Below are 23,932 nucleotides of genomic sequence, written 5' to 3'. Positions count from 1 at the left end.
GTGCGAGGCTGGCACGGATTGGACGACGTGCCCGAAGACTGGGGCAGGTCCGTCATCACGATCGGCGTCTTCGACGGGGTTCACCGAGGTCACCAGCAGATGGTCGCCCGCGCCGTCGCGATGGCCGCCGGGCTCGGGCTTCCCTCGGTGGTGGTGACCTTCGACCCGCATCCCGAGGAGGTCGTGCGGCCGGGCACGCATCCGCTCCGGCTGACCACGGCCAGGCACCGCACCGAGCTGCTCGCCGGGCTCGGCGTGGACGCGGTCTGCGTGCTGCCGTTCACGCTGGAGTTCTCCCGGATGACCCCGGACGAGTTCGTGCAGACCGTGCTGGTGGACCGGTTGCACGCGGCGGGGGTCGTCGTGGGGGAGAACTTCCGCTTCGGCCACAAGGCGGCGGGCGACGTCGAGACGCTGCAGACCCTCGGGGAGAAGTACGACTTCGTGGCTGAGGCGGTCCCGCTGGTCAGCAACGGGGAGGCCATCTCCTCCACCCTCATCCGCGACCGCCTCGCCGCGGGGGACATGGACGCCGTGGCACTGGCCCTCGGCCGCCCGCACCGGGTCGAGGGCGTGGTCGTCCGCGGCTACCAGCGCGGCCGGCGACTCGGCTTCCCTACGGCCAACGTGGAGTCGCCGGACTTCACCGCGATCCCGGCCGACGGCGTCTACGCCGGTTGGCTGCAGGGCGTCACGACCGGCAACCTGCCCGCCGTCTACGGCGGCGAGCGCTGGCCCGCCGCGATCTCGGTGGGCACCAACCCCACCTTCGAGGGGGTGCCCCGCACCGTCGAGGCGTACGCGCTCGACCGTGACGACCTGGACCTCTACGGCGCCCACATGGCCGTCGACTTCGGGACCCGGCTCCGCGCCAACCTCAGGTTCGACTCGATCGAGGAGCTCATCGAGCAGATGCGCGCCGATGTGGACGAGGCCCGCCGCCTCACCTCCTGACCTCGGCTCCGGCGCGTCTCGGCCGGACGGCCGGCGCGCGTGGCCGTGCGGCCGGGGCGCTGCCCGCGAATGTGCGAGAGTCCGAGACCTGGTGGTAATCTGGCGTGTCAGCTCTGTGACCGGTGGTGTCGAAACCCCGGCGCTGATCTCGCCACGGCGACTGTAGGCACGCACGGTCGCTCGGGCATCTGAAAATCGCGCGTGCCCGTAGAGGTTCAAGGAGAAACGTGTCGCTCGACACCGCCGCCAAGAAGCAGATCATCGGTGAGTACGCCAAGGGTGAGACCGACACCGGTTCCCCCGAGGTGCAGATCGCGCTGCTGAGCAAGCGCATCAGCGAGCTCACCGAGCACCTGAAGCTGCACAAGCACGACCACCACAGCCGTCGTGGTCTGCTGCTGCTGGTCGGCCGCCGCCGCCGGCTGCTCAAGTACCTGCAGAGCAAGGACATCGCGCGCTACCGTTCGCTGATCGAGCGGCTCGGTCTGCGCCGATAACGTTGTGGGGGAGCGGCGTTCACGCCGCTCCCCCATCTCATATGGGCAGGTGTCGGCGCGTCGCGCCGTCAAGACACCGCCCCGGTGAGCAAAACTGAATAGCCGAGATAGTGCCCCGCGTCCGCACAGCAAGCGCGCCCCACGGCGTCGGAGGGCCGGTCCTCGGTAGTGGCCCCCGGTCATCATGGTGTGAGCCATACGGAACCGGGCGCTTCGATCGAAGACCGGCGCTGCACCTACGGGGAGCCGGCAAGAAGACGACTCAGGCGCATCACGCGCGCCTGAGTGGACGCGGGCGACCGACCCAGAGGAGGTCCCCCGTGGAGGGTGTCCACAGCAGTGAAGCCGTTATCGACAACGGCCCCTTCGGCACACGCACCGTCCGGTTCGAGACCGGCCGGCTCGCGCGCCAGGCGGCGGGTTCCGCCGTCGTCCACCTCGACGACGAGACGATGGTCCTCTCCGCGACCACCGCCTCCAAGAACCCGAAGGAAAACCTCGACTTCTTCCCGCTGACGGTCGACGTCGAGGAGCGGATGTACGCCGCGGGCCGCATCCCCGGCTCCTTCTTCCGGCGTGAGGGCCGTCCCTCCGAGGACGCCATCCTCACCTGCCGCCTGATCGACCGGCCGCTCCGCCCGTCGTTCGTCAAGGGGCTGCGCAACGAGATCCAGGTCGTGGCGACCATCATGGCGCTCAACCCCGACCACCTCTACGACGTGGTCGCGATCAACGCCGCCTCCCTCTCCACCCAGCTCGCAGGGCTGCCCTTCTCCGGCCCGATCGGCGGCGTCCGCGTCGCCCTGATCGAGGGCCGGTGGGTGGCCTTCCCGACCCACACGGAGCTGGCGAACGCCACCTTCGACATGGTGGTCGCGGGCCGCGTCCTGGAGGACGGCGACGTCGCGATCATGATGGTCGAGGCCGAGTCCACCCGTGACACGCTCAAGCTCGTCGCAGAGGGGGCCGTCGCGCCGACCGAGGAGACCGTGGCCCAGGGCCTGGAGGCCGCCAAGCCGTTCATCAAGGTGCTCTGCGAGGCGCAGGCCAAGATCGCCAAGGTCGCCGCCAAGGAGACCGCCGAGTACCCCCTGTTCCTCGACTACCAGGACGACGTCCTGGAGGCCGTGACCGGCGCGGTGAGCAGTGAGCTGGCCGCCGCGCTGACCATCGCGGGCAAGAAGGAGCGCGAGGCCGAGCTCGACCGGCTCAAGGCCCTGGCGGCGGAGAAGGTCGGCCCCGACTTCGAGGGCCGTGAGAAGGAGGTCGGCGCCGCGTTCCGGTCGCTGACCAAGAGGCTCATGCGCGAGCGGGTCATCTCCGAGGGCGTCCGCATCGACGGCCGGGGCGTCAAGGACATCCGCCAGCTCAACGCCGAGGTCCACGTTGTGCCCCGGGTGCACGGCTCGGCCCTCTTCGAGCGCGGTGAGACCCAGATCCTGGGCATCACCACGCTCAACATGCTCCGGATGGAGCAGATGATCGACACGCTCAACCCCGAGCGCACCAAGCGCTACATGCACAACTACAACTTCCCGCCCTACTCCACCGGTGAGACCGGCCGGGTGGGCTCGCCCAAGCGCCGGGAGATCGGCCACGGCGCGCTCGCCGAGCGGGCCCTCGTCCCGGTCCTGCCGGCCCGCGAGGAGTTCCCCTACGCGATCCGTCAGGTCTCCGAGGCGCTCGGCTCCAACGGCTCGACCTCGATGGGCTCGGTCTGCGCCTCGACCATGGCGCTGCTCGACGCCGGCGTCCCGCTCAAGGGCATCGTCGCGGGCATCGCGATGGGTCTCATCAACGAGGGCGACGAGTACGTCACGCTGACCGACATCCTCGGTGCCGAGGACGCCATGGGCGACATGGACTTCAAGGTCGCCGGCACCAAGGACCTCATCACCGCGCTCCAGCTCGACACCAAGCTCGACGGCATCCCCGCCTCGGTCCTGGCCGCCGCGCTGAAGCAGGCCAAGGGCGCCCGTCTGGCCATCATCGACGTGATGCAGGAGGCCATCGACTCCCCGGCGGAGATGAACGCGACGGCCCCGCGCATCATCACGATCAAGGTCCCGGTGGACAAGATCGGCGAGGTCATCGGCCCGAAGGGCAAGATGATCAACCAGATCCAGGACGACACCGGCGCCGAGATCACGATCGAGGACGACGGAACCATCTACATCGGCGCCACCGACGGCCCGTCCGCTGAGGCGGCCAGGTCGGCGATCAACGCCATCGCCAACCCGCACATGCCGGAGGTCGGCGAGCGCTACCTGGGCACGGTCGTCAAGATCGCGGCCTTCGGCGCCTTCATCTCCCTCATGCCGGGCAAGGACGGCCTCCTGCACGTCTCCCAGATCCGCAAGCTGCACGGCGGCAAGCGCATCGAGAACGTCGAGGACGTCATGAACGTCGGCGAGAAGGTCCAGGTGGAGATCGCCGAGATCGACTCGCGCGGCAAGCTCTCCCTGGTGCCCGTCGAGGTCATCGAGAAGGAGGCCGCGGCCAAGGCCGAGGGCGGCTCCTCCGACGCGCCGGTCGCCTCCTCCGACGAGCAGCCCCGGGAGGAGCGGCCCCGCCGTACCCGTACCCGGAGCAGCGGCGGCGGCGGCAACGGCAGCCGCGGGGGAGAAGACCGCAACTCGTGATGACCACCACTGCGTACCCCGGCCCCGACGGTGCCGGGGTCGTACGGCGCACCGTCCTCCCCGGTGGGCTCCGGGTGGTGACCGAGTCCATGCCGACCGTGCGTTCCGTCGCGGTCGGCATGTGGGTCGGCATCGGCTCGCGTGACGAGACCCCCGAGCACATGGGGGCCTCCCACTTCCTTGAACACCTGTTGTTCAAGGGCACCCCCACACGGGACGCCCTGGAGATCTCCGCGGCCATCGAGGGCATCGGCGGTGAGATCAACGCCTTCACCGCCAAGGAGTACACCTGCTACTACGCGCGGGTCCTGGACGAGGACCTGCGGGTGGCGATCGACGTGCTCGCCGACGTGCTGACCTCCTCGCTCATCACCCCCGAGGACGTCGAGGCCGAGCGTGGCGTGATCCTGGAGGAGATCGCCATGCACGACGACGACCCCTCGGACGTGGTGCACGAGCAGTTCTCCGCCGAGCTGTACGGCGACACGCCCATCGGCCGGCCGATCCTCGGCACGGTCGACTCGATCAACGCGGTCAGCCGTGACCGGATCGCGGAGTACTACCGGCGCTACTACCTGCCCACCCGCACCGTGGTGTCGGTGGCGGGCAACGTCGACCACGAGCAGGTCGTCGCCCTGGTCGCCGCCGCCTACGAGCGGGCCGGAGCCCTCGGCGGGGACGCCTCGCCGCTCGCCCCGCGCGTCTTCGGCCCCGGGGTCGAGACCCGCTCCGGCGTCCGGGTGCTGCACCGGCCGACCGAGCAGGCCAACCTGGTCCTCGGCACGACCGGCCTCACCCGCACCGACGAGCGCCGCTTCGCGCTCGGCGTGCTCAACGCGGCGCTCGGCGGCGGCATGTCCTCGCGGCTGTTCCAGGAGATCAGGGAGAAGCGGGGCCTGGCCTACTCGGCCTACTCCTACACCTCCGCCTACGCCGACACCGGCCAGTTCGGCATCTACGTCGGCTGCCTGCCCTCGAAGATCGACGACGTGCTGAAGATCTGCAACGAGGAGATCCTCCGGGTGATCGCCGACGGCATCACCGAGGAGGAGATCGTCCGAGGCAAGGGACAGCTCCGCGGCGGCCTCGTGCTGGGCCTGGAGGACACCGGCTCCCGGATGTCCAGGATCGGCAAGGGCGAGCTGGTCTTCGACGAGCAGCTCACCGTGGACGACGTGCTGGCCAGGATCGAGGCGGTGACCCCGGAGGAGATCACCGAGGTCACCCGCGACGTTCTCAGCCGCCCGGCCACCCTCGCGGTCATCGGCCCCTACGAGGACAAGGACTTCAGCTGGGCTCTGAACGCCTAGCGGTCCTCACAGCGAACGGCCCCGGCGCTCCGGGGCCGTCTCGCCTTTCCCGCCCCGGTGCGGGCCCCCTCCCGAGCTGTCCGCCCCCCCGGTGGGGCCCCGGAACGTGCCGGGCGAGGTCGGCGCGGTCCTGGGAGGAGAGAAGGTATAGCCTTGGGGCCGTGATCAGGGTTGGAGTTCTCGGCGCCCGAGGGCGTGTCGGTATCGAAGTGTGCAAGGCCGTGGCCGCGGCGGACGATCTGGAACTGGTCGCGGCCGTCGACAAGGGCGACCCGATCGAGGAGCTGGAGGGCTCCGAGGTGGTGGTCGACTTCACCCACCCCAACGTGGTCATGAGCAACATCGAGTGGTGCCTCTCCCACGGCATCCACACGGTGGTCGGCACCACCGGCTTCGACGCCGAGCGCCTGGCCACCGTGCGCGGCCGGCTTGAGACAACCCCCGGCGTCAACGTGCTGATCGCCCCCAACTTCGGTATCGCGGCCGTGCTGATGATGCGCTTCGCCCAGCAGGCCGCCCGTTACTTCGACTCGGCCGAGATCGTCGAGCTGCACCATCCGAACAAGGCGGACGCGCCCTCGGGTACCGCGCGCCGTACGGCGGAGCTGATCGCCGAGGCGAGGCGCAGGGCCGGGGCCGCTCCCATGCCCGACGCCACCAGCGCCGAGATGGAGGGCGCGCGGGGCGCGGACGTGGACGGGGTCCGGGTGCACTCGGTGCGGCTGGCCGGGCTGATCGCCCACCAGGAGGTGCTCCTGGGCGGTGACGGGGAGACTCTCACCATCCGGCACGACACCATGAACCGCTCGTCGTTCACGCCGGGCGTGCTGCTGGGGGTGCGCCGGATCGGCGAGATGCCGGGACTGACCGTCGGCCTGGAGCATCTGCTCGGCCTGTAGGCCGGGGACGCGGGCGCCGCCGTTCGTCGTCTGGACATGACACGATCCCGGTTCACCCGCCCGCTCTGCGCGGGCACCGAGTTGCGGCGGGGGCACGGCAGGATCGACAGGCCGGTGGGGGATCACCTCCCACCGGATAACCCTCGTGGTCCGCACGCGGTGCCGCTGTATCCTCCGGTTCCATGACAAGCACTCGATCTTCGACTTCGACTGAGATCCGCTGGGCCGAGCCGGGCGAGCTGCCGGGGCTCGCCGCGGTCGAGGTCGCGGCCGACGGGCTGTTCGCCCAGGTGGGGATCGCCTTTCCGGCGGGGACCACGATGATCGAGGAGACCGGCGACCCGTCGCGGGTCCTGGTCGCCGGTGATCCGCCGATCGGGTTCGCCATGATCGGCTGGGTGGACGGCACGGTCCACCTCGACCAGCTCGCCGTCCACCCCGGCCACGGGCGCCGGGGTGTCGGCGGGCGCCTGCTGGAGGCGGTCTGCGACCACGCGGCCTCGGCCGGTTCGGCGGCCGTGACGCTGACCACCTTCCGGGACGTGCCGTGGAACGCGCCCTGGTACGCCCGGCACGGCTTCGCCGTACTCGACCCCGCCGAATGGGGGCCGGAACTGGCCGCACTGGTGGCTCACGAACGGGACCTGGGCATCGACCTCGCCCCCCGCGTCGTCATGCGCCGATCCCGGTGAGAGGCGGCGCGGGGCGGCCCGCGGTATAAGCGGGGACAACCCGGTGGGGCCACGTAACCCGAGGCCGTTGCCGGGAGAACAAAAGATCTTGCGATCGTCTCCGGCTTCGTAGATCTTTCCAATACGCCCCGGCGGAGAGGGTGACCGGAGGGAGGGCGTCGTGAATGTTCTCGAACCTCACCGCGGTGTGCCGAGCAGGCTACGGGGCGTTTTCCGGAGAGCCGCCGGAGGTGGAGAGTCACCCCGAATGGGCGGGCGGCGTTGAGCGGTCGATCTCGCGTGGGGCGGTCCGTGAAATCGTCGATTTCGATCCTCCGGTTATTCCGCCTGGATTGATTTCCCTTAAAAAAGCCCTGTTCGTCTTCTCGGGGCGCGTCGGCCACGGCGGCGCCGGACTTATTCGCCCGAGGCGGCTTTTGGCTTCCGCGGCTCCGGCCGCTAAAAAGATTTTTATGCGCTCATTTGGTGATTCGTCGCCTGGTCTCCGCCGGACGGCGCCCCAAAGTGGCGTGACATGCCTCCTCGGGGCGGCCGAGACCGCAGCCCCGGCCGCCCGCCGGCTCCGATGGATCGATCCAGGTGGGCGGGGCTGCCCCCGGTTCACCCCGAGGCCGTTCGCAGCCGACGGTCCTAACGTTCGCTCGCCGAACGCTAACCATGTTCAAGCTCTCCTCTGGCCCGCTCCTCGTCGGCCACTCAATACGGTGCGGAGAAACCCAGACCAAAGGGTGCGGACAAAACCCGGACCAAGGAGGCGTTCTTGAACAGCTTACTGATGAACGCGCGTATGTTCTGGCGCCGGACCGTCGATTACGGCCAGGAGTACCGCCACCTGGCCAATGGTCAGTGGCCGCAGGCGCTGTTCATCTCCTGCTCGGATTCGCGGGTGATTCCGGCGCTGATCACCTCGGCGCGGCCGGGTGACCTGTTCGAGTTGCGGAACGCGGGCAACATCGTGCCGCCGCACGACGCGCCGTCGGCCTCTGGGGAGGTGGCGACGATCGAGTACGCGGTAGGGGTGCTGGAGGTCCGCAACATCGTGGTCTGCGGGCACTCGCACTGCGGGGCGGTGGGGGCGGTGGTGCGGGGCGAGGACCTGTCGGCGCTTCCGGGGGTGAACGGCTGGCTGGACCTGGCGCGGCCGGGCCTGGAGGGAGTGTCGGGGCGGCCGCCGCGGGACCGGGCGCTGCTGGAGTTCGTGCAGCGGCACGTGGCCGCGCAGCTGCGGACCCTCAGCGCCTACCCGATGGTCAAGCGCGAGGTGGAGGCCGGGCGGCTGAAGCTGCACGGCTGGGTCTACCAGGTCGACACCGGCGAGCTGAAGGAGCTCGACGAACACGGCGAGTTCCGCTCACAGAACGCGTGGTGGTCGGCCCCGGCCGAACAGTGACAAGCACCTGACGGCAGCCGGCCGTTAGGTGACCCACCTCCGAGTTGTACGGCCCGCGTCACGCGGAACGGGCACGCGCCGACCGGGCACCTTCTTGAGCTCCATGTTCGACCCTGACGTTTTTTGTTCCGTTTGGTCTCCCGGTCACCCGGTGACTCGCCATCCGGCATCGGTCCGGACGACGTCCTGGAGTGCCCTGACGCGTTTCCTCGGTGACCCACCGGTCGCCGGTCCCGCACCAGAAGACCCGTGGCAGCTCCCAAGCGCGCGGTGATCCCGTCTACGCCCCCGTACCCGCGGGGTCACCGGGTCTGCCACTCCGAGTGGCCCCGGGAGACGTCACCGGTATCCAGCCCTCCCCCAGGGGCCGAACCGGACGACGATCCCGGGGCCACACCCCCTCACTACCAGCAGCAAAGGAGCTGACCGTGATCCCCTTTCCGGGTACGCCGGTGGCTGAGCGGCTGAGCGCGAAGATCTCCCGGCTGGACACGATCATCGCCATTGATCACCTCCAGCAGGCCCTGCACGGCCACGGTGTCTACACCTCCCTCGCCTACGAGGAGGGACAGCCGTGCCTGCACGTCAGAAACGATCTGACCATCTGGGCCGATCCGCACGGGCAGACGTTCTTCTGGTCCACCTGCCACGGTGAACGCGCCGAGCGCGGTCCCGTCGAGGAGCTGGAGCGGGTCGCCCGCCGGATCGCCGAACGCTTCGCCGTCCCCCCCTCCGTGGCGGGGTCGGCGAGATGAGACCGGCGCGGCGGCCGGGCAGGGAACCGGTTCAGTGGGGGGCCCGTTTCCTGCGCCGCCGCGTCCTCCCGCGCGCCCCGGGGACGCAGACAGGTGGACGCGCGGACCAGGTGCAGGCCGGTCTGGGGTGGCACTCGACCGGCCTGCACCACCCTCCCGGAAGACCCCGGGAAACCCCTCCATGAGCCGCGTGGTGGCCGGAAGAGCCGACCTTCCGGCCGCCACGCTCCATCCCCGCGACAGGCGCTCCGCGCGGAACCCGGCGGAGCGCCCGGCCTGTCCTCCCGGCGCGCCTCGGGCCGCCGGTGAGGGACGGGCGACCAGTGGGCCAGTGACAGGCGTCCGTTCCGCGGCGCGTTCAGCGCGTTCTACAGGGCGCTCAGCGCCAGGCCGGCCGTGAACAGCAGGCCGTAGACGAGCTGGAACCGGCCGGTCTGCTGGAGCGTGGCGATCAGCGCGGGGCCGGTGACGCCCCGCCCGACGGCCTTCACCGGGGTGATCGCGAGCGGGGCGGCGAGTACCGCCAGCGCCGCGAACGGCTCCCACAGCGCCATGGCCGGTGCGATGACCAGCGGCAGCACCAGGCAGAGGGTGTAGAGGACGCGGGTCCGGTCGTCGCCGAGCACGACGGCCATGGTGCGCTTGCCCGCCGGGCCGTCGCTCACGATGTCGCGCAGGTTGTTGACCACCAGCATCGCGCAGGCCAGCAGGCCCACCGGGACCGAGGCCACGAGGGCGGTCCAGGGGAGCCGTTCGAGCTGCACGAACGTGGTGCCCGCCACCGCGACCAGGCCGAAGAACACGAAGACCGAGACCTCGCCGAGGGCGCGGTAGCCGTACGGCCTGGAGCCGCCGGTGTAGAACCAGGCCGCCGCGATCGACACCGCGCCGACCGGAAGCAGCCACCACGCCCGGGTGGCCACGACCAGTGCCAGCCCGGCCACCGCGGCGGCCAGGAAGCAGCCGAAGGCCGCGGTGAGCACCTCGCGTGGTGACGCGGCCCCCGAGCCGACCAGGCGCATCGGGCCGACCCGTTCGTCGTCGGTGCCCCGCACTCCGTCGCTGTAGTCATTGGCGTAGTTCACCCCCACCTGCAGGGCGAGTGCGACGAACAGGGCGAGAAGCGCCCGCCACCACACCGCCCCGTCGTGGCCGAGCGCCACCCCGGTGCCGACGGCGACCGGGACGACGGCGGCGGGAAGGGTGCGCGGACGTGCTCCGGCGATCCACTGGCTCGGGGTGGCCATGGTGCTGCGAGCTTCCTCTCCGGGGTCAGCTGATGTCGGTGGCCAGGCGGACCATCCGCACGGAACGGCCGATGTTCAGGACCCGCTCGGCTCCGTCCTCACCCCAGCCGGCCGACTCCAGGAAGCCCAGCACCGGGTGATTGTCGGCGAAGACCCAGGTCACGATGGTGTGGTAGCCGTCCTCCCTGAGGTGGTCGACCGTGGCGTTCAGCAGGCGGCTGCCGTGGCCGCGCCGTACGTAGTCGGGGTCCACCAGGAAGGTGAGCATCTCACCCGTCGTGGTGGGGGCGAGATCGGGGTCCTCGGCCGGGGCGTGCGAGGCCAGGCCCGCCACCCGCTCCGCGCCCCGGGAGGCGGCGGCGGCCTCGATGCCGCCCGGCCCCAGCGCGGGAAAGGCGTCGGTGTCCAGCACGACCTGCTCCACCGCGACCAGCACCCGGTGGCGCGGGCTGGGCGGGGAGACGATCGCCTCATCCCACTGCCGCCGCCAGAGCGCCTCCGCCGCCGCGCCGGTCATCTGCTCCAGCGGCCCCTCGGGAAGGAAACTCCGGTAGCCGTACTTCCAGGCGCGAATCTGGGTGCTCGTCACCGCGGCGACATCATCGTGCCGAGCCGCCCGCACGCCTACGTCTGCCATTTCGGCCCGCTCCTTCTCTGCCGTCTGCCGTCGCCTCAGGACACGCCGCCTCGCAGGTCTCGTGCCACGCGAGCGGGCATCAGGCGGGTGGATCCGCGAGACGGGCTCCTACACCGTATCGGGGAATCCGACTCAGGGATGACGCGAGTCTGTCTCGGTCTGACGCCGGGCCCGGTATGCCCTGGTCTTCGTGCGGTTGCCGCAGACCCTCATGGAACACCAGGAGCGCGAGCGGTTCTTGGAGGAGTCGATGAAGGCCCACTGGCAGGTGCTCTCGGCGCAGACCTTCAGCCTCGGCCACCTGCCGTCCGCGTGCGCGCCCATCACGGCCGCCGCGATCCCGGCCAGCGCGCCGGGCACCCCGGTGGAGACGGGTTCGAGGACCGGTCCGGACGCGGTCAGCGCGACCCGTAACGGGAGCGCGGCGAACGGCCGGGACGGTCCAGGCCGCCGCTCCTCGGCGCCGTCCTGGACCGGGTCGCGGTCGCCGCCGGGGCCGTCGCCGTTTCCGCCGGGGCCGTTGCCGGCGCGGCCGTGGGTGCCGGCGCGGTCGTGGTTGTGGCGGAGCGCCGCGCGCAGGGCCTCCCGCAGATCGGCGGCCAGGCTCACGTCGGCGTCGCCCGCGCTGTCTCCCGGCCCGATCAGACCGCGTCCGCCGAGCCAGGCGGTCAGGGCCGCGGGTGACGGGATCGAGTCGGTGTCGCTCTCGACGTCGTAGGTGTTCACGAAGTCGCACACCAGGTCCGCGGGGTTGTCCATGTGGTCGCTCACCTCTCTGCGACCACTGTATGCCAGTAGGGGGTGGTACTCATCGCGACACTGTCGTAGTGCTTTAAGTGGTGTTGAATGGCGCGATACGGCTCCGCGCGCCGGCCTCCCGGCTCCGCGCCGGCCCCCTGCCGGTATGCCGATTCCCCGGATCCCGGGGGGATCCGCCCGGCGGGCCCGCCCGGGAGGGGGCCCGCCGGAACCCCGGTTCCGCACCGAGGTCGTTCTTCCGCTGACAACGGGCCTCCTTCCGCCGACAATGGGAGGGCATTACCGATCTTCGGCCCTGCCGGTCGGAAACCACCCACGGCGGGCGGTTCGGGCACCTGTGGTGACGAAGACTCGATGACGAAGGCTCAGTGGCACAGGTTCAGTGACGCAGGTTCAGTGACGCAGGGAGGACATGTCGTGAGTGGAAGCCTCGCGGTCGGAGATGTGGTCGAGGATTTCGAGCTCTTCGACGAGACCGGTACGGCCCGGCGCCTCACCGATCTTCTCGCCAAGGGGCCGGTGGTCCTGTTCTTCTACCCGGCGGCCATGACCTCGGGATGCACGGCGGAGAGCTGTCATTTCCGGGATCTGGCGAGCGAGTTCGCCGAGGTCGGCGCGGGTCCGGTGGGCATCAGCCGCGACACCGTCGCCCGGCAGAGACGTTTCGCCGAGACCAACGCCCTGGGCTTCCCCCTGCTGTCGGATCCGGACGGCGTCGTGGCCCGCGGTCTCGGGGCCCGCCGCAACTTCGCGGTGGGCCCCTTCCTCACCCGCCGGATGACCTTCGTCATCGACACCGACCGCAGTCTCCTCGCGGTGATCCACAGTGAGGCCAGCATGCAGACCCACGCGGACCGGGCGCTGGAGGTCCTGCGGGCGCGCTCCGGAGCGTGACCGGCTGGAACGGCACCGTCTTTTAGCCGCATCCTTTAAAGGTCCGGGGCGAGCACGCGGTGTAGCCGTGGTCATGACACGGAGACGCTGAGGGGAGACAGCGAAACCTTCGCTGGAGCCGGCGGGAGGATACATGGTCACCCTGGGACTGTTCGTTCTACTCGAAGCCAAGCCCGGCAAGGAGGCCGAGGTGGAGGACTTCTTGAGGGGGGCCCTCCCGCTTGTCGAGGCGGAATCCGGGACCACCGCCTGGTTCGCGATCCGTCTGGGGACGACCACCTACGCCGTCTTCGACGCCTTCCCCGACGAGGCCGACCGTGACGCCCACCTGGAGGGCCAGGTCGCCGAGGCCCTGAGGCGGCAGGGAGGGCATCTCTTCGCCAAGGCTCCGGCCGTCAACAAGCTGGACGTCCTCGCCGCGAAACTGCCGAAGTAGGGATCCGTGGACCCCGGCTCTGATCTCACGATGTCGCCGGAGTGTTAGGGCTGCGGAGGGAGAGGGTGGGTGTAAACCAGGCGGAATCGGTCGCCGGGGATGACGATGTCGCTGGTCTCGACCGGCCGGTCGCCGGCCCAGTGGGTGCGTTCCACGTGCAGGACATGAACGCCCGCCGGGAGGGCGAGGGTGTCGCTCTCCGCGGGCTGGGGGACGCGGGTGTAGACCTGCTCCACTATCTCGGTGACCTTGACCCCGGCGGCGGACAGGCGGGCGATCAGGCTGCGGGGGGTCTCCTCGGCGGCGGGTTCGCCGAACCCGGCGGGCTCGTAGGAGGTGGCGAGCTGCAGCGGCCTGCCGTCACCGCGCAGGACGTAGCGGGTGCGGGTCACCGGGACCGAGCCGTCCAGCCGCAGGCGCTGGGCGATGTCGGGGGTGGCCTCGGCGCGCTCGATCCGCCACTCCCGGGTGGTGCGGGTGCCCTGTGCCTGGACGTCGGCGCCGACGGGGGCGTGGTGGTCGTGGAAGCGCCAGCGGTGCAGTGGGAGCAGCGTGGGCCTGGCCCTGACGTAGTGACCGGAGCCGACGCGGCCGACGATCAGGCCTTCGGTGGCGAGCACGCGGAGCGCGTGGCGGGCGGCGGTCTCGCCCACGCCGTACTTGCGGGTGAGCTGGGCGCGGGAGGGGATCGGCGCGCCGGGGGAGAGGGAGCCGTCGACGATCTGGCGGCGGATATCGGCGACGACGCGCAGGTAGACCGGATCGGAGCTTGCCACGTGTCCATCCCTGGGTTTGACGGGCGTCGCCCCATCCTGACGTATTCGGCGCACAACTCAGGGTAATGGCGGCAATTTGGAACTCCAACTTTGCGTGGCGCCGAGAAAGGGGCTGAAAATATCTCAGAGCCCATGTAACACCCGCGTAAGTGCCCGCGATTCAACGGTAGAGGCCGTCGGTGTGTGTACCCCCGAGCACATACCGGCGGCCTCTTCGGCGTCCGCGGAGCCGGGAGGGCCGGATCGGGCCGCCTCGGACGGAGAGGGTGTCCGAAACACCGCCCGACGCGATCGCGGAGGCCGGGACGTCGTGTCCCGCGGGGGTTCCGGCGGGCGGCGGCGCCCCCGGGCACCTCGGCTGCCCCAGGCCCCGGCCATCGCTCGCATATTCGCGTGTACGGTATGCAGTAGGTGCGGTGGGGAGATATTCCCCCTTGGCCCCATCGGTGTACAGAGGCTAGGCGGGGTGGCGGGGTCTACCGTTTCTACGGATCCGGGTAGCGTTCGGTTTATGGCAGCGCCAACTGGAACCTCCGACGCCCCTTTCGGCCGCATGCTGACCGCCATGGTCACCCCGTTCACCGACGACGGCGAGGTCGACTACGAGGGAGCGCGAAGCCTGGCCACCTATCTGGTGGACGAGCAGCGCAACGACGGCCTCGTGGTGAGCGGTACCACGGGGGAGTCCCCGACCACCTCCGACGAGGAGAAGGAGCGCGTCCTGCGTGCCGTTGTCGAGGCGGTCGGTGACCGTGCCACGATCGTGGCCGGCGCGGGCAGCAACGACACCCGGCACAGCGCCGAACTGGCCCGTGCCGCCGAGCGCGCCGGGGCCCACGGTCTGCTGGTGGTGACGCCCTACTACAGCAAACCGCCACAGGAGGGGCTCTACCGGCACTTCACCGCCGTGGCCGACGCCACCGGCCTGCCGGTCATGCTCTACGACATTCCGGGGCGCAGCGGTGTGCCGATCCAGTCCGACACCCTCGTCCGGCTGGCCGGGCACGAGCGGATCGTCGCGGTGAAGGACGCCAAGGCCGACCTGTTCGCCGGGTCGCAGGTGATGGCCGCCACCGACCTGGTCTTCTACTCGGGTGACGACACGCTCAACCTGCCGTGGCTCTCGGTCGGGGCCGCCGGGTGCGTCAGTGTCGTCGGGCACGTCGTGGGCGCGGAGATCGCCGCGATGATGGAGCTGTACCGCGCGGGCGACGTCGCGGGCGCGCTGGCCGTCCACCGCAGGCTGCTCCCGGTGGTCTCCGGGATCATGACGCAGGCAGGTGGCGCGATCATGGCGAAGGCGGCGCTCACCCTGATGGGGCGGTCCGCCGGCCCGGCGCGATCGCCGTTGACGGAGGCCACCGAGCAGCAGATCGCGCGGCTGCGAGAAGACTTGATCGCGGGCGGCGTGAAGCCGTCCGACGGGGTTGTGCCATGAGCAGGAACGTCGCGGCCGGTATCGGCCGCAGTGGGGAGGAACGGGAGTTTGAGCGACAGAGAACAGAGCGGTTCGCAGGGAACGGGAGTGCTCGGCGAGGGAGCAGTCCTGCCATCCGAGGGAGCCGCCACCGCCTATGAGAAAGGTGTGGCCGCATGAGTCACCCCCATCCCGAGCTCGGGCCGCCGCCGCGGCTTCCCGACGGCGCGCTCCGCATCGTCGCGCTGGGCGGCCTTGGTGAGATCGGCCGCAACATGGCGGTGTTCGAGTACGACGGCCGCCTGCTGATCGTCGACTGCGGGGTGCTGTTCCCCGAGCCGGACCAGCCGGGCGTCGACCTGATACTGCCCGACTTCGAATACATCAGGAACCGCCTGGACGACGTCGAGGCGGTGGTGCTGACCCACGCGCACGAGGACCACATCGGCGCCGTGCCGTACCTTCTGCGGGAGCGCCGGGACATCCCGATCGTGGGGTCCAGGCTGACGCTGGCGCTGATCGAGGCGAAGCTCACCGAACACCGAATCCAGCCGGTCAAGGTCGGGGTCGTCGAGGGGGAGCGGCGCCGGTTCGGGCCGTTCGAGACGGAGTTCCTCGCCGTCAACCACTCGATCCCGGACGCGCTGGCCGTCGCGATCCGGACACCCGCCGGCATCGTGCTGCACACCGGCGACTTCCGGATGGACCAGCTGCCCAGCGACGGGCGGCTGACCGACCTGGGGGGCTTCGCCAGGCTCGGCGCCGAGGGCGTCGACCTGCTGATGTCGGACTCGACCAACGCCGAGGTGCCGGGCTTCGTCACCAGTGAGCGGGAGATCGCGCCGGTCATCGACGAGGTGGTCCGCACCGCGGAGAAGCGTGTGATCGTGGCGAGCTTCGCCTCCCACATCCACCGCGTCCAGCAGGTCATCGACTCGGCGGAGAAACACGGCCGCAAGGTCGCCCTGGTCGGCCGTTCCATGATCCGCAACATGGGCGTCGCCCGCGATCTCGGCTATCTGAGGGTGTCGCCGGACGTCATCGTCGACTCCAAGGAGATCGAGGGCTGGCCGCCGGAGGACGTGGTGCTGATCTGCACCGGGTCCCAGGGCGAGCCGATGGCGGCGCTGTCGCGGATGGCCAACCGCGACCACCCGATCCGGGTGGCCGAGGGCGACACCGTGCTGCTGGCCTCCTCCCTGGTGCCCGGCAACGAGACCGCCGTCAACAAGGTGATCAACGGGCTGAGCCGCTGGGGCGCCCGCGTGGTGCACAAGGGCAACGCGAAGGTGCACGTCTCCGGGCACGCCGCCGCGGGCGAGCTGCTCTACGTGCTCAACCTGACCCGGCCGTCCAACTTCATGCCGGTGCACGGCGAGTGGCGGCACCTGCGGGCGCACGCCAAGCTCGCCGCGCTCACCGGGGTGCCGGACGACCACATCGTGATCGCCGAGGACGGCGTCGTGGTGGACCTGGTCGACGGCCGGGCGAAGATCGTGGGGGCGGTTCCCGCGGGTTACGTCTACGTGGACGGCACCTCGGTGGGCGACGTCACCGACTTCGCGCTGAAGGACCGGCGGATCCTGGGCGAGGAGGGCTTCATCTCCGTCGTCGTGGTGGTCGACACCGGCACCGGCAAGCTGACCGCGGGCCCGGAGATCCACGCCCGTGGATCGGGCATCGACCCCGACCGGCTGGTCGAGATCCTCCCGCAGCTTGAGAGGGCTCTGGAGGAGCACGCGGCCGACGGTGTGGTCGACATCCAGCAGATCCGCCGGGTGGTCCGCAGGACCGTCGGGCGCTGGGTCAGCGACACCTACCGGCGCCGCCCGATGATCATCCCCGTGGTGATCGAGGTCTGATCTCCATCCCGTACGGCGGCCCCACCGACCGCCGTACGGGATGCGCCTGCTCACGATCGTCCCGGTCGTCCCCGAGGACCGGTGATCGAGATCGCGGCTAGTGGGTCGGGATCCTGCTGGCCAGCAGGATCCCGAGTTCCAGCCGGCTCCGGGCGCCTACCAGGGTCATCACCCTGGAGACGTGGCGCTGTACCGTGCGTGATGAGATGTCCAGCTTCTTACCGACGGTGTCGTCGGTCAGGCCGCTCGCCAGCAGCCGAAGTACCTCCGCCTGAAGTTCGTTGACGAGCCCCCGTTCCTGACAGATGTCCAGCCATGTCGTGACCTGGTGATTTCGGCTGCTCGCAGGTGCTTGTGCCAGCATTCAGTCTCCCCGTTGCTGCTGTCTCCCCGTTGAAGGCCTTGCTTGGTGCTGAACTATCACACTAGGAGGAGTGTCTTTCTGGCAATAGCGGGATATCCCTGGCGACAGAGGGGAATTTCCCTATAATCGAATGGATACTCAGCGTTACCGTGATTCGAAGAAGGTGAGAATGGCCATCACTCGCCGGTGGATTCCTTCTTCGACCGGAATGTCCAGTCTTTCCAAGATTCGGGTGACATGTGCTTCCACGGTCTTGCGGCTGAGATGGAGTTTCTCGCCGATGGCCTGGTTGGTGAGCCCCTCGGCCATCAGGCCGAGCACCTCGTGCTCGCGCGCGGTCAGCCGTCCCACGGTGTGCGCGGCGCGCTGGCGCGTCATGAGCGCCTGGACGATCGCCGGGTCGATGACCGCGTCCCCGGCCGTGATGCGGTGCAGCGCGTGGACGAGGTCGGCGATGTCGAGCAACCGCTCCTTCAGCAGATAGCCGAACCGTCCCTCCCCCGAGTTCACCATCTCCAGGGCGTAGTTGAGATCAAGGTGCAGGGAGAGCAGGAGCACCCCCTTGCCGGGAAACTCCGCCCGGATCCGCTGCGCCGCGACGACCCCCTCGTTCGTGAAGGTGGGTGGCATCCGGATGTCGAGGATGACCACGTCGGGCTCGTGCTGCCGGACCAGGCCGAGAATGGCGGTGGCGTCGGCGGCGGTGGCGGCGACGTCGATGCCGGCCTGCCGCAGCAGCGCGGCCGTGCCGGCCCGGATCAGCGCGGTGTCGTCGGCGATGATGACACGCACGGGATCACCACCCTGACCGTGGTGCCGCCGCCGGACGGGCTGCTCAGCTCGAATGTGCCGCCCGCCAGTACGGCCCGCTGAACCATCCCGGATATGCCATGCCCCTCTCCCGGGACGGCGCCGCCGATCCCGTCGTCGCTTATCTCCAGCATCAGGTCCTGTCCGGTGCCCCGGCACGTCACCAGAACGGACCGGGCCTGGGCGTGCCTGGCCACGTTGGTCAGGGCCTCGGCGACCACATAGTAGATGGCCTGACCGACATCGGGCGGCAGGTCCGCCATCGGCTCGGCGTAGAGGGTGACCGGCACCGGTGAGCCGGTGGCCAGGCGTTCCAGGGCGGCGGGCAGTCCGCGCAGTCGCAGCACCTCCGAGGCGTCACCCGCGGCGAGCCTGCGCAGGTCCTCCAGGGCCTCACGGAGCTCCTCCATCGCGGTGTCGAGCGAGCGGACGACGTCGGGCTCGGCCGCGTTGGTGCGTGCCAGGCGGACGGCTATCGCGGCCTTGAGCATCCGCAGCTGCGCCCCGTCGTGCAGGTCCCGCTGGATCGCCTGGAGCGCCGCCGCGGTGCGGGCGTGCGCGTCGCGGCGCAGCTGGTCGCGCTCCTGCCTCGCGTGGTCCAGCCAGGTGTAGAGGGCCCCCGCGACCACGGCGGGTGGCAGCATGACCAGGACGGTGACACCCACCGCGTTGAACGGCAGTCGCGTGGCCTCGACCACGCTGGGGGGCAGCACGGCCGGGGCGACGGTCTCCACCGCCATCTGCAGGGCGATGATCGAGGCCAGGATCCTCGTCGACCAGAGGGAGCGCCCCGGGCCCCTGTGCCGGCGCCGGACGACCACCCACAGCAGCGCGCACGCCAGCAGGGCCACGTGCAGATGGGCGACGATCCGGATCGGCGAGGAGAGCAGGGCGGGCTCCAGCGACAGGCAGGTCATGCACGGTTCGCTGGGATCCCGGTCACCGAGCAGATAGTCGGGGGCCAGGGTGAACGGCAGCAGCCAGGCGAGGACGAGGGTGCCGCGTTCCAGCCGGTCGCGTCTCTCTCCCTCGGACGGCAGCACGACCGCGTGCACGAGAAACGTCGCCGGGAGCGCGTGCACCACGGTCGCCAGGGTCTGCGCGATCCCCGGGGGCAGGAACAGCAGGCCTCGCAGGGTCCAGGCCACCCCGGTCAGCAGGAAGAGCATGCCGGTCCGGCGTCCGGGCGGCTGCTGGATCAGCACGATGCCGCATCCGGCGAAGGACCAGCCCAGCACCAGCACCGTGGCGGGGAACGTAGTGCTGTTCGGCTCGGCACCCATGACGACCATGAGGGTTCCGGAGGCGATCCCCACCAGCGCACTCGAAATGATCAGCGGGACGCTCCAGTGAGGAGCCGACGCCAGGAACGTGGGGATGTCCCATTGCGAGGCTCTCCTCTGTCGAGCATCCAGCATCAACCGCCTCCTCAGCAAAGTCGCGGGCCGGCGGCAGAATATTTTCTGACGCGGCAACCGGCGGTGAGGTACAGGAGTGATCTTGTCGTTCGAATGCCGTAAGGTCAATTCCCTAACTCTGGTGGATTATAAATGGTTTTCGAACGCTTTGGGCGGTTGAGCATTTAGCGTAATGACCTCAGTAATTCACCGGCATTCGATCATGCCGATCTTGATGGCGGTCACCACCGCCGTCGTCCGGTTGGGCGCGTCCAGCTTCAGCAGCACACTGGCGACCAGCCGTTTCGCCCCGTGTTCGGAGATCGACAGCCTTCTGGCGATCTGCCGGTTGCTCAACCCCTCGGAGAGCAGGTCCAGCGTCGTGCTCTCCCGGGGGGTCAGGTTGACCTGGCGGCGGCCGGTGGGCGCCGCGGCCTGGGAGAGCAGTTCCCGGGCGAGCCGGGCGGGGATCGGCGTCTCCCCGGCCGCCACGCGACGCAGGGTGTCCCCGAGCGAGTCGGCCGTCAGCTCCTGCTGGACCAGAAACCCGTCACTGCGCAGCGACGCGGCGAAGGCCGGGTCTCTCACCTGCGTCTCGTCGAGCAGCATCAGGACCTTCAACCGGGTTCCCCGTCCCACGGGCTGGGTCCACGAACTGGTCAAAATCACGATGTCCAGGCAGTCGTCCGAGGCCAGCCGCTCGACCTGGGCCGCGCTCGCGCACTGATGGACCTGACCGACGGAGGGCAGGTGGCGCAGGACCGTTTCAAGCCCGCGCTGGAGCAGCTCGTTGCCTACGAAGATCGCGACGTTGAGCTGCGTGGTCTCCGTGCGTTCAACCGGTTTGAAAAACATAACCGAATCAAATCGTCGGCGTACCCCGGCCCGCTAGACGGTTGGCGAGTTCCGGACACAGGTGGGCAAAGGTCGCCAGTCCGGCGGCGACGCGTCCCCCCAGCCCGGCGAAGCCCGGCCGCCAGGCGACGAATCCGGTCCGCCGCTCGGTGCCCGGCTCGCCCGGCACGCCGACGAACCCGCCACCGGCCGCGGCCACCAGTGCCCGGCCGGCCGCGACGTCCCAGACGAACACGTCGGCGTTGGCGGTGAGGTCGGCCCGGCCGCAGGCCACCCAGGCCAGGGCAAGCGCCGACGAGCCGATCCTGCGCAGGTCCGTCGTCTCCAGCAGATCGGCGAAGAGCTCGAACTCGGCCGTGTCCCGCAGCCCGGCGGTCGGGATGTCGGTGAGCACCATCGGCGGCGAATCCGGCGCGGCGGACGCGGATGCCGGAGTGGACAAAGGAGCGGGCGGATCCGTTCCCAGGAGGCGGCCGTTCAGCCGGAGCTCACCGCCCACGGCGGTGAAGAGCTCGTCGCGGACCGGATCGTAGACCACCCCGCCGACCAGCCGGCCCCCCACCTCGACCCCGATGGAGACCGCGAACAGCGCGACCCCGCGGGCGAAGTTGTACGTGCCGTCGATCGGGTCCACGTACCACCGGACGTCTCCGGACCCGCTGACGCCGGACTCCTCGCCGACGACGGTGCCCACGGTGAGCATCGCCCGGATCACGGCCTCGGCCTCGGCGTCGATCTCGGTGACCATGTCGTGCGCGGCGCCCTTGGTCCTGAGGGTGACCCCGTCACGGCGGCGCTCGATCACGTGGCGCCCGGCCCGCACGCCGGCCTCGGCCGCGAGGGCGACCAGGGCCTCGGGGGCGACCGGGGACTCCGGGGTGAAGGTCATCACCCCACGTTAGCGACGACCGGGCGGCAGGCCGATGTGCCTTTTCGGGTATGGCCGGGCGTGCAGCCACAAGGGCGGTCGTTCGAGGCTTACGGAGCATGATCGGCGCCGGGCACCCTTGAGCCCATGACGGGCGGTAATCGAGAAACATGGGGCCTGAACGCCCCTCGCGACAAGTCACTTGAGCACTGGGAGGCCGAGCAGGAGGTCATCGGGCCGGGCCTGCAGGCCGTGATGCTCTGGTCGGCCCTGTGCGTGGAGACGGCCGAAGGCGCCGTCCTGACCGACCTCGACGGCAACCGGATTCTCGACTTCCAGGGCGCGGGCGGAGTGAACTCCATCGGCCACGCCAACCCCCGCTTCGTCAGCGCGCTCAGCGCGCAGCTGGCGATCTCACCCGCCGGGGCCTTCGGCTCCCACGCGCGCCGGGAGATGACGCGGGCCGTACGGGACCTTCTGCCCGGACCGCTGGACCGCATCCAGCTCTACAGCGGCGGGACCGAGGCGGTCGAGGCCGCGCTCCGGCTGGCCAAGTCGGTCACCGGCAAGTACGAGTTCCTGTCCTTCTGGGGTGGGTTCCACGGCAAGTCGCTCGGCAGCCTGGCGCTCACCGCGGGAGCCAGGTCGGGCCTCGGCCCGCTGCCGGCCGGCAACTTCAGCGCGCCGTACGCCAACTGCTACCGCTGCCCGCTGAAACTCAAGCCGGACTCCTGCGGGCTGGCCTGTGTGGACCAGGCCCGTGAGGTGATCAAGCAGAACTCCACGGGCGCGCTCGCCGCGCTGGTGGTCGAACCGGTCCAGGGGCGCTGCGGGAACGTCGTCCCGCCGCCCGGCTACCTCCAGGCGCTCGGCGAGGTGGCGAAGGAGTTCGACGCGCTGCTCATCGTGGACGAGATGATGACCGGTTTCGGGCGGACCGGCGCCGCGTTCGCCTTCCAGCACGACGGGGTGGTCCCCGACATCGTCACCGTCGGCAAGGGCATGGGCGGCGGCTACCCGGTCACCGGGGTCATCTCCACCGCCGAGCACATGTCGGCGCGGCCGTTCGCCGACCCGAGCGCCAGCTCCTCCAGCTTCGGCGCGTTCCCCATGGCCTGCCGGGCCGTGGCCACCGTCGTCGACGTGCTGGTCGAGGAGGATCTCGCCGACCACACCGCGAGGCTGGGCGCCGAACTGCTTGAGGCGCTCCGCCCGCTCACCGAGGAGGCCCCTTTAGTCGGTGACGTCCGGGGCGTCGGCCTGGCGATCGGCATCGAGCTGGTCGCCGACAAGACCACCCGGGAGCCGGTCTCCGGCCAGGTGCTGCGCCGGACGTTCCTGGAACTTCTGGAGGCCGGGGTGCTCGTCATGACCGGTGGCAACACGCTGCGGCTCTACCCCCCGCTGAACATCGGCCGGGACCAGGCCCTGGAGGCCGTCGAGATCATTCGCCGTACCCTGATCGGAGGCGCCGCATGAGAGTGGCCATCGCTGGATTCGGTACGGCCGGCACCGCCAGGCTCGGCGCCTACCGCCAGGTCGCCGGGGCCGAGGTGGTCGCGGTCGTCGACCCCTCGCCCGCCAGGCTCGCCGAGGCCAGGGACCTCCAGCCGGGGTTGCGCACCCACCTGAACCTGCCCGAGCTGTTCGCGGCGGACCGGGTCGACGTGGTCGACGTCTGTACCCCGCCCTCCTCGCACGCCGAGCTCACCACGCGGGCGCTCGCCGCCGGGGCCCACGTGATCTGCGAGAAGCCCGTGGCCTTCCGCGCGGCCGACGCCCGCGCGCTGGCCGAGGCCGCCACCCGGGCGGGCCGGCTGCTCTACCCCGCGCACAACTACCTCTTCTCCCCGATGATGCGGATGCTCACCGAGGCGAGGGAGGAGGCCGGTACCCCGGTCACCGCGACCATCCGGATCCGCCGGGCCACCCACGCGAGGGGCGTCGGCTCCTGGCAGCCCGACTGGCGGCGCGACCCGGCGGTGGCCGGGGGCGGCATCCTGCTGGATCACGGCTCGCACTGCGTCTACATGGTCACCCGGCTGTTCGGGGGGCGGCCGGCCAAGGTCAGGGCGACGGCGCGGTGGCAGGCCGACGGCCTGGACGAGGCGATCAACGTCCGGCTCCACTTCCCGGACGGGAACGCGGAGATCGACCTGAGCTGGGTGGACGACGCCCGCGCCAACCACTACGGACTGTCCGGCCCGACGGGGAGCCTCGACATCACCGACGGGGTGGCCGTGTTCACCGGGTCCCGGGGCGGCGAGCGGCGGACGCTCGACTCGCCGACCCGCAGCTCCACCCACGAGGAGTGGTTCGCCGACATGTTCGACGACTTCACCCGGATCGCGGGCCGCCCCGACCGGTGGGGCGGCCCGCTGGACGAGATCCTCTCGACCGCGCAGATCATCGAGGCCGCCTACGGATCGGCCCGGTCGGACGGCCGTCTCGTCGCGCTCGGGGAGGGGTGA

Annotated in this window: 23 protein-coding genes; 14 read left to right on the top strand and 9 right to left on the bottom strand. The window is 70.3% G+C overall.

Annotated elements, in window-relative coordinates; translation table 11 throughout:
* From ABZ194_RS18010 to ABZ194_RS17975, 8 genes are all read left to right on the top strand, one after another.
* Nucleotides 1-954, top strand: a complete 954-nt coding sequence (locus ABZ194_RS18010) for a bifunctional riboflavin kinase/FAD synthetase (protein ID WP_355597519.1) — start codon at nucleotides 1-3, stop codon at nucleotides 952-954.
* 227 nt (nucleotides 955-1,181) lie between these two features.
* The gene (rpsO, locus tag ABZ194_RS18005; protein WP_089207893.1) at nucleotides 1,182-1,451 is read left to right on the top strand and encodes a 30S ribosomal protein S15; all 270 of its coding nucleotides are present in this window, start codon (nucleotides 1,182-1,184) and stop codon (nucleotides 1,449-1,451) included.
* Nucleotides 1,452-1,771: 320 nt separating this feature from the next.
* The gene (locus ABZ194_RS18000; RefSeq protein ID WP_355597516.1) at nucleotides 1,772-4,093 is read left to right on the top strand and encodes a polyribonucleotide nucleotidyltransferase; all 2,322 of its coding nucleotides are present in this window, start codon (nucleotides 1,772-1,774) and stop codon (nucleotides 4,091-4,093) included.
* Nucleotides 4,093-5,403: a pitrilysin family protein gene (locus tag ABZ194_RS17995; RefSeq protein WP_355597514.1), complete on the top strand. Its 1,311-nt coding sequence runs from the start codon at nucleotides 4,093-4,095 to the stop codon at nucleotides 5,401-5,403. Before ABZ194_RS18000 ends, ABZ194_RS17995 begins: the two co-directional genes overlap by 1 nt.
* 161 nt (nucleotides 5,404-5,564) lie before the next feature.
* Nucleotides 5,565-6,302: a 4-hydroxy-tetrahydrodipicolinate reductase gene (gene dapB, locus ABZ194_RS17990; protein ID WP_355597512.1), complete on the top strand. Its 738-nt coding sequence runs from the start codon at nucleotides 5,565-5,567 to the stop codon at nucleotides 6,300-6,302.
* A gap of 182 nt (nucleotides 6,303-6,484) precedes the next feature.
* On the top strand, nucleotides 6,485-6,994 hold the full coding sequence (locus ABZ194_RS17985; RefSeq protein ID WP_355597510.1) for a GNAT family N-acetyltransferase: 510 nt from the start codon (nucleotides 6,485-6,487) through the stop codon (nucleotides 6,992-6,994).
* 760 nt (nucleotides 6,995-7,754) lie between these two features.
* Nucleotides 7,755-8,384, top strand: coding sequence for a carbonic anhydrase (locus ABZ194_RS17980; protein ID WP_355597508.1), 630 nt, complete (start codon nucleotides 7,755-7,757; stop codon nucleotides 8,382-8,384).
* 428 nt (nucleotides 8,385-8,812) lie between these two features.
* Nucleotides 8,813-9,139, top strand: coding sequence for a hypothetical protein (locus tag ABZ194_RS17975; RefSeq protein WP_355597506.1), 327 nt, complete (start codon nucleotides 8,813-8,815; stop codon nucleotides 9,137-9,139).
* Between the two features lie 368 nt (nucleotides 9,140-9,507).
* Here ABZ194_RS17975 and ABZ194_RS17970 read toward each other — a convergent pair whose 3' ends face one another.
* The 3 genes from ABZ194_RS17970 to ABZ194_RS17960 form a co-directional block, all read right to left on the bottom strand.
* The gene (locus tag ABZ194_RS17970; RefSeq protein ID WP_355597504.1) at nucleotides 9,508-10,386 is read right to left on the bottom strand and encodes a 1,4-dihydroxy-2-naphthoate polyprenyltransferase; all 879 of its coding nucleotides are present in this window, start codon (nucleotides 10,384-10,386) and stop codon (nucleotides 9,508-9,510) included.
* Between the two features lie 25 nt (nucleotides 10,387-10,411).
* Complete coding sequence (locus ABZ194_RS17965) at nucleotides 10,412-11,023, bottom strand: GNAT family N-acetyltransferase (RefSeq protein WP_355597502.1); 612 nt, start codon at nucleotides 11,021-11,023, stop codon at nucleotides 10,412-10,414.
* A 132-nt stretch (nucleotides 11,024-11,155) separates the two neighbouring features.
* A complete protein-coding gene (locus ABZ194_RS17960) occupies nucleotides 11,156-11,794 on the bottom strand; it encodes a CGNR zinc finger domain-containing protein (RefSeq protein WP_355597500.1) in 639 nt (212 codons plus the stop codon).
* Between the two features lie 405 nt (nucleotides 11,795-12,199).
* On the opposite strand from ABZ194_RS17960, the gene ABZ194_RS17955 reads away from it, so the two are divergent.
* Both ABZ194_RS17955 and ABZ194_RS17950 read left to right on the top strand, forming a co-directional pair.
* Nucleotides 12,200-12,676 carry a peroxiredoxin gene (locus tag ABZ194_RS17955; RefSeq protein ID WP_355597498.1) on the top strand — a complete coding sequence of 159 codons (477 nt, stop codon included), beginning with the start codon at nucleotides 12,200-12,202 and terminating at the stop codon, nucleotides 12,674-12,676.
* A gap of 133 nt (nucleotides 12,677-12,809) precedes the next feature.
* Nucleotides 12,810-13,112, top strand: a complete 303-nt coding sequence (locus ABZ194_RS17950; protein ID WP_355597496.1) for an antibiotic biosynthesis monooxygenase — start codon at nucleotides 12,810-12,812, stop codon at nucleotides 13,110-13,112.
* 44 nt (nucleotides 13,113-13,156) lie between these two features.
* Here the strand turns inward: ABZ194_RS17950 and ABZ194_RS17945 are convergent, their stop codons facing one another.
* Entirely contained in the window at nucleotides 13,157-13,888 is a 732-nt protein-coding gene (locus ABZ194_RS17945; protein WP_355597494.1) for a GntR family transcriptional regulator, read from the bottom strand.
* 511 nt (nucleotides 13,889-14,399) lie between these two features.
* On the opposite strand from ABZ194_RS17945, the gene dapA reads away from it, so the two are divergent.
* Together dapA and ABZ194_RS17935 are read left to right on the top strand one after the other, a co-directional pair.
* A complete protein-coding gene (gene dapA, locus ABZ194_RS17940; RefSeq protein WP_355597492.1) occupies nucleotides 14,400-15,326 on the top strand; it encodes a 4-hydroxy-tetrahydrodipicolinate synthase in 927 nt (308 codons plus the stop codon).
* A 155-nt stretch (nucleotides 15,327-15,481) separates the two neighbouring features.
* Nucleotides 15,482-17,167, top strand: coding sequence for a ribonuclease J (locus tag ABZ194_RS17935; protein WP_355597490.1), 1,686 nt, complete (start codon nucleotides 15,482-15,484; stop codon nucleotides 17,165-17,167).
* Nucleotides 17,168-17,264: 97 nt separating this feature from the next.
* Here the strand turns inward: ABZ194_RS17935 and ABZ194_RS17930 are convergent, their stop codons facing one another.
* From ABZ194_RS17930 to ABZ194_RS17910, 5 genes are all read right to left on the bottom strand, one after another.
* A complete protein-coding gene (locus ABZ194_RS17930) occupies nucleotides 17,265-17,531 on the bottom strand; it encodes a helix-turn-helix transcriptional regulator (protein WP_355597488.1) in 267 nt (88 codons plus the stop codon).
* Between the two features lie 144 nt (nucleotides 17,532-17,675).
* A complete protein-coding gene (locus tag ABZ194_RS17925) occupies nucleotides 17,676-18,323 on the bottom strand; it encodes a response regulator transcription factor (protein ID WP_355597486.1) in 648 nt (215 codons plus the stop codon).
* Nucleotides 18,290-19,759, bottom strand: coding sequence for an ATP-binding protein (locus ABZ194_RS17920; protein ID WP_355597484.1), 1,470 nt, complete (start codon nucleotides 19,757-19,759; stop codon nucleotides 18,290-18,292). The genes ABZ194_RS17925 and ABZ194_RS17920 overlap by 34 nt, the downstream gene beginning before the upstream one ends.
* A 186-nt stretch (nucleotides 19,760-19,945) precedes the next feature.
* Nucleotides 19,946-20,593 (bottom strand): response regulator transcription factor, encoded by a 648-nt coding sequence (locus tag ABZ194_RS17915; RefSeq protein WP_355597483.1) that lies wholly within the window; start codon nucleotides 20,591-20,593, stop codon nucleotides 19,946-19,948.
* Nucleotides 20,594-20,600: 7 nt separating this feature from the next.
* Complete coding sequence (locus ABZ194_RS17910; protein ID WP_355597481.1) at nucleotides 20,601-21,482, bottom strand: inositol monophosphatase family protein; 882 nt, start codon at nucleotides 21,480-21,482, stop codon at nucleotides 20,601-20,603.
* Between the two features lie 126 nt (nucleotides 21,483-21,608).
* Between ABZ194_RS17910 and ABZ194_RS17905 the strand changes: the two genes are divergently transcribed.
* Complete coding sequence (locus tag ABZ194_RS17905) at nucleotides 21,609-22,940, top strand: aspartate aminotransferase family protein (RefSeq protein ID WP_355597479.1); 1,332 nt, start codon at nucleotides 21,609-21,611, stop codon at nucleotides 22,938-22,940.
* Entirely contained in the window at nucleotides 22,937-23,932 is a 996-nt protein-coding gene (locus ABZ194_RS17900; RefSeq protein ID WP_355597477.1) for a Gfo/Idh/MocA family oxidoreductase, read from the top strand. The genes ABZ194_RS17905 and ABZ194_RS17900 overlap by 4 nt, the downstream gene beginning before the upstream one ends.

Source organism: Streptosporangium sp. NPDC006007 (assembly GCF_040614315.1).
GTDB lineage: Bacteria > Actinomycetota > Actinomycetes > Streptosporangiales > Streptosporangiaceae > Streptosporangium.
Note: the sequence above shows the minus strand (reverse complement) of the source record. Positions and strands in the feature narration are given on the sequence as shown.